General features: G+C 59.1%; 5 protein-coding genes. All 5 read left to right on the forward strand.

Annotated features, from left to right (window positions below):
- The coding region (purB, locus tag ACIOZM_RS30700; protein ID WP_401221217.1) for an adenylosuccinate lyase at nt 1-1,326 on the forward strand (1,326 nt) is incomplete at its 5' end.
- An 86-nt stretch (nt 1,327-1,412) separates the two neighbouring features.
- On the forward strand, nt 1,413-2,582 hold the full coding sequence (locus ACIOZM_RS30705) for a JmjC domain-containing protein (protein WP_401221220.1): 1,170 nt from the start codon (nt 1,413-1,415) through the stop codon (nt 2,580-2,582).
- Entirely contained in the window at nt 2,575-3,000 is a 426-nt protein-coding gene (locus ACIOZM_RS30710) for a GNAT family N-acetyltransferase (protein ID WP_095138930.1), read from the forward strand. Before ACIOZM_RS30705 ends, ACIOZM_RS30710 begins: the two co-directional genes overlap by 8 nt.
- A 215-nt stretch (nt 3,001-3,215) precedes the next feature.
- On the forward strand, nt 3,216-3,953 hold the full coding sequence (locus ACIOZM_RS30715) for a secretin N-terminal domain-containing protein (RefSeq protein WP_401221223.1): 738 nt from the start codon (nt 3,216-3,218) through the stop codon (nt 3,951-3,953).
- Between the two features lie 477 nt (nt 3,954-4,430).
- Nucleotides 4,431-5,756: an isocitrate lyase gene (gene aceA, locus ACIOZM_RS30720; RefSeq protein ID WP_401221226.1), complete on the forward strand. Its 1,326-nt coding sequence runs from the start codon at nt 4,431-4,433 to the stop codon at nt 5,754-5,756.
- The last annotated feature ends 290 nt before the right edge of the window (nt 5,757-6,046 follow it).

Here is a 6,046-nt window from a genome sequence, read left to right on the forward strand (position 1 = left end):
TACGCCGTCAAATCCCAGGCCCTGCGCCCGATTTTCAGCGAGTACGGTCTGATCCGTGCCCGCGTTCTGGTTGAAGTGCGCTGGCTCCAGCGCCTGGCCGCCCACCCAGGCATCAGCGAAGTGCCGGCGTTTTCCGCCGAAGCCAACGCTGTGCTGAACGAGCTGGCAGAAAATTTCGCTCTGGAGCACGCCGAGCGCGTCAAAGAGATCGAGCGCACCACCAACCACGACGTCAAGGCGATTGAATACCTGCTCAAAGAGCAGGCGGCCAAGCTGCCGGAACTGGCCAAGGTCAGTGAGTTCATCCACTTTGCCTGCACCAGCGAAGACATCAACAATCTGTCCCACGCCCTGATGCTGCGCGAAGGCCGTGACGACGTGATGCTGCCGCTGATGCGTCAGACTGCCAACGCCATCCGCGAACTGGCCATCCGTTTCGCTGACGTGCCAATGCTGTCGCGCACCCACGGTCAACCGGCTTCGCCGACCACTCTGGGTAAAGAGCTGGCAAACGTGGTTTACCGTCTGGAGCGTCAGATCGCTCAAGTCGCTGCCGTTCCGCTGCTGGGCAAGATCAACGGCGCTGTCGGCAACTACAACGCTCACCTGTCGGCCTACCCGCAGATCGACTGGGAAGAAAACGCCCGCGCCTTCATCGAAGACGAGCTGGGTCTGGGTTTCAACCCTTACACCACGCAGATCGAGCCGCACGACTACATCGCCGAGCTGTTCGACGCCATCGCGCGCTTCAACACCATCCTGATCGACTTCGACCGTGATATCTGGGGCTACATCTCCCTGGGTTACTTCAAGCAGCGCACCATCGCTGGTGAAATCGGTTCGTCGACCATGCCGCACAAGGTCAACCCGATCGACTTCGAAAACTCCGAAGGCAATCTGGGCATCGCCAACGCACTGTTCCAGCACCTGGCGAGCAAACTGCCGATCTCCCGCTGGCAGCGCGACCTGACCGACTCCACCGTACTGCGCAACCTCGGTGTCGGCTTCGCCCACAGCGTGATCGCGTACGAAGCCAGCCTAAAAGGCATCAGCAAGCTTGAGCTGAACGCGCAGAAGATTGCCGCTGACCTCGACGCTTGCTGGGAAGTATTGGCCGAGCCGATCCAGACCGTGATGCGCCGCTACAACATCGAAAACCCGTACGAGAAGCTGAAAGAACTGACGCGCGGCAAGGGCATCAGCCCTGAAGCGCTGCAGACTTTCATCGACGGCCTGGACATGCCAGCCGAAGCGAAAGCCGAGCTGAAATTGCTGACCCCGGCCAACTACATCGGCAACGCTGTAGCGCAAGCCAAACGCATCTGATCGACCGCTTGAACCGTTTGAGACGCCCGGCCGCGCCGGGCGTTTTTATTCCCGTCTGAAAAGTGCTTTTTTTCAATAGGTTACATATGAATTCCGATATTCCTCTTCAACTTCTGGGCGGTCTCACGGCGCGCGAATTCCTGCGCGACTACTGGCAGAAAAAACCGCTGCTGATTCGTCAGGCGATTCCTGACTTCGAAAGCCCGATCGACGCCGACGAGCTGGCTGGCCTGGCTCTGGAAGAAGAAATCGAATCGCGCCTGGTGATCGAACACGGCGAGCGTCCGTGGGAGCTGCGCCGTGGCCCGTTCGCCGAAGACGAATTCAGCAAATTGCCAGAAACCGAGTGGACCCTGCTGGTGCAAGCGGTCGACCAGTTCGTGCCGGAAGTCAGTGAACTGCTAGAAAACTTCCGCTTCCTGCCGAGCTGGCGCGTTGACGACGTGATGATCAGCTACGCCGCCCCAGGTGGCAGCGTTGGTCCGCACTTCGACAACTACGACGTGTTCCTGCTGCAAGGTCACGGCAAGCGCAACTGGAAAATCGGCCAGATGTGCGATTCCGAGAGCCCGCTGCTGCAACACGCAGACCTGCGCATCCTCGCCGAATTCGAAGAAACCGCTGAATGGGTGCTGGAACCGGGCGACATGCTCTACCTGCCGCCACGTCTGGCGCACTGCGGCGTGGCCGTGGATGAATGCATGACCTACTCGGTCGGCTTCCGCGCACCAAGCGCCTCCGAAGTGCTGACCCACTTCACCGACTTCCTCAGCCAGTTCCTGACTGACGAAGAGCGCTACACCGACGCCGATGCGCAGCCGGCAGCCGATCCGCATCAGATTCAACACGATGCACTGGATCGCCTGAAAAGCCTGCTCGCCGAACACATGAGCGACGAGCGCCTGCTGCTGACCTGGTTCGGCCAGTACATGACCGAACCGCGCTACCCGGAACTGGTTACCGGCCCGGACGATCTGGCCGAAGACGACGTGCTCAGCGCACTGGAGCAAGGCGCGATCCTGGTTCGCAACCCAAGCGCCCGCCTCGCCTGGTCGGAAGTCGATGACGACCTGCTGCTGTTCGCCAGCGGCCAGAGCCGCTATCTGCCGGGCAAACTGCGCGAACTGCTGAAAATGATCTGCGCCGCCGACGCCCTGCACACCGATAACCTCGGTGAGTGGCTGATCGACGAAGACGGCCGCGGCCTGCTGTGCGAACTGGTCAAGCAAGGGAGCCTGGGGTTCGCCGATGAATAAGATTCGCGTACGTGTCGCAGACTGGCAAAAGGACATCGCCGAGATCCGGCGCATTCGTGAAACGGTGTTCATCGCCGAGCAATCGGTTCCGCCTGAGCTTGAGTGGGATGCCGACGACGCTACAGCGGTGCATTTTCTGGCCTTCGAAGGCGACTTTCCGATAGGTACCGCTCGCCTGCTGCCCGACGGGCACATCGGTCGGGTTTCGGTACTGAAGGACTGGCGCGGCATGAAGGTCGGTGATGCACTGATGCAAGCGGTGATCGCCGAAGCTGAAGCGCGTGGTTTGCAACAGCAAATGCTCAGCGCCCAGGTGCAGGCCACGGCGTTCTATGAGCGCTTGGGTTTCAGCCTGGTCAGCGAGGAATTTCTGGAAGCCGGGATACCGCATGTGGATATGGTTCGGCATTCGGCCTGAACCCGCGGCGCGGCTTTCGCGAGCAGGCTCGCTCCCACAGGGAAATGCATTCCAACTGTGGGAGCGAGCCTGCTCGCGAAGGGGCCCGAAAGCACAACACAAAACGCCCTGACATCAAACGATGTCGGGGCGTTTTGCTGTCTACGATTCAACTTGCCCCACCCGAGGCCGACAAACTGGCAATATCAAGCCTTTAGAACGCGGAGATAACGGACATGTCCCTACGCACCCTGCTCACCACCCTGCTGCTCGGTTGCAGCCTTTCGGTGATGGCAGCCACAGAAATCGTGCCCCTCAAGTACCGCACCAGCGCCGACATGCTGCCGATGGCGCAAGACTTCATCGGCAGAGACGGCCAGGTCAGCGCCTATGGCAATCAACTGATCGTCAAGGCCGAGCCAGACAAGATCCAGGAACTCAAAGCCCTGCTGACGCAACTGGATACTGCGCCGAAACGCCTGCTGATCACCGTCGACACCAACGAAAACAATCAGCAGAACACCGGCGATCAACAAACCAGAATCATCAATTACAGCACCGCCAGCCGCGATGGCGGCATTCAGCAGATCCAGGCCAGCGAAGGTGCGCCCGCGCTGATTCAGGTCGGCCAGAGCGTGCCGATCACCAGCAGCCAGAGCAATTCCTACGGCGATTACAGCAGCCAGACCCAATACCGAAACGTCACGCAGGGCTTCTACGTCACTGCCAGCGTTACCGGTGAAACCGTTCACCTGGCGATCAGTACCAACAGTGACCGTATGAGCCAGGAACGTCCCGATGTAGTGAACGTGCAAAGCACCGACACAACTGTCACGGGGCGTCTCGGCGAGTGGATCACCCTGGCCGGAGTGAATCGCGAAACCCAGGCCGACAAACAGAGCCAGACCCGCAGCTACTCTACTCAGGGCCGGGATGACATGACCTTGCGGGTCAAAGTCGAGACGCTGGACTAAAGCACCGAAAACTGACTGATTAGTCGTATTAGACGAAAGATGTAGTGCTTGAAAAAAAGCACTACAAAACGTTTGACGAGGCAAAAAAGCAAAGGCATGATGGCCTCGCTCCCGCTAATCAGAGGCCCTGGCAAGGGCCTTCGAAGCGATGTTCGCACCTACCCCCGCGAACCGCTTCGTGTCTGTACCGCCCACAAGGTGTGTTTGACGAGGTTGTCGACTGGAACGAAGTTGTCCCGAGGGACGGAAGCGTAACTAGGTAACCCGGCATCACACTGTAGTTCGTATGAAAGGCCCACGATGCCCGGAGTACGCCCGCCAGTTCGCCTTTACCTGCTCACTTCCCCTCGAGCCCATCGTTCATCCCGTCGCCTACCCCGCCGAATCCGACTTGACCACCTAAGCTTTTGGTCAGCGAGCGCAGGAATTTTCCACCGCAGAACAACTTTTCATAAAGACGCGACGAGGTTTATCTCCATGGCACTGACACGCGAACAGCAAATTGCAGCCCTCGAAAAAGACTGGGCTGAAAACCCGCGCTGGAAAGGCGTGACACGCGCTTACTCCGCTGCTGACGTCGTCCGCCTGCGTGGCTCGGTTCAACCTGAGCACACCCTTGCAAAAATGGGCGCCGAGAAGCTGTGGAACCTGGTTACCCAGGGTGCCAAGCCGTCCTTCCGTCCAGAGAAAGACTTCGTCAACTGCATGGGCGCCCTGACCGGCGGTCAGGCTGTTCAGCAGGTTAAAGCCGGTATCCAGGCGATTTACCTGTCTGGCTGGCAGGTTGCTGCGGACAACAACTCCGCCGAATCGATGTACCCGGATCAGTCGCTGTACCCGGTGGACTCGGTTCCAACCGTGGTCAAGCGCATCAACAACTCGTTCCGTCGTGCTGACCAGATCCAGTGGAAAGCCGGCAAGAACCCGGGCGACGATGGTTACATCGACTACTTCGCACCGATCGTGGCTGATGCTGAAGCCGGTTTCGGCGGCGTACTGAACGCCTACGAGCTGATGAAGAGCATGATCGAAGCAGGCGCCGCCGGCGTTCACTTCGAAGACCAACTGGCTTCCGTGAAGAAATGCGGCCACATGGGCGGCAAGGTTCTGGTGCCAACCCAGGAAGCCGTACAGAAGCTGACTGCTGCACGTCTGGCTGCTGACGTTGCCGGTACTCCGACCATCATTCTGGCGCGTACCGATGCTAACGCCGCTGACCTGCTGACTTCCGATTGCGACCCGTACGACCAGCCATTCGTGACTGGCGAGCGCACTCAGGAAGGCTTCTACAAGGTTCGCGCCGGTCTGGACCAGGCAATCGCCCGTGGCCTGGCTTACGCTCCGTACGCCGACCTGATCTGGTGCGAAACCGCCAAGCCGGATCTGGACGAAGCACGTCGCTTCGCTGAAGCGATCAAAAAGGAATACCCGGACCAACTGCTGTCGTACAACTGCTCGCCTTCCTTCAATTGGAAGAAAAACCTGGACGACGCGACCATCGCCAAGTTCCAGCGCGAACTGTCCGCCATGGGTTACAAGCACCAGTTCATCACCCTGGCCGGCATTCACAACATGTGGCACAGCATGTTCAACCTGGCGCACGACTACGCCCGCAACGAAATGACTGCCTACGTGAAGCTGCAAGAGCAGGAATTCGCTGACGCCTCCAAGGGTTACACCTTCGTGGCTCACCAGCAGGAAGTGGGCACCGGCTACTTCGACGACATGACCACCGTGATTCAGGGCGGCTCGTCCTCGGTAACCGCGCTGACCGGTTCGACCGAAGAAGAACAGTTCCACTGATTCTGCCTCGCCTGAGCAAACGGCCTTTGCGGATCGAATAGAAAGCTAACCGCAAAGCCACAAGACTGACGCCCCGACTGGTTCGGGGCGTTTTTTTGCCCGCAATTCCCCGCCCCCACAATTCCACTGTAGGAGCTGCGGCACGCTGCGATCTTTTGACTTTGGGCTTTTAAGATCAAAAGATCGCAGCGTGCCGCAGCTCCTTGTATGTTGCTCCCACACCAATCGAGTGAGTCTAAGCTCGCTGGTGCGGACATACGAAGATGTGTTTCTGGGGGAGACCGATCGCT

The sequence above is a fragment of the Pseudomonas sp. NPDC087346 genome, from assembly GCF_044744235.1.
In the GTDB taxonomy this organism is placed as follows: domain Bacteria; phylum Pseudomonadota; class Gammaproteobacteria; order Pseudomonadales; family Pseudomonadaceae; genus Aquipseudomonas.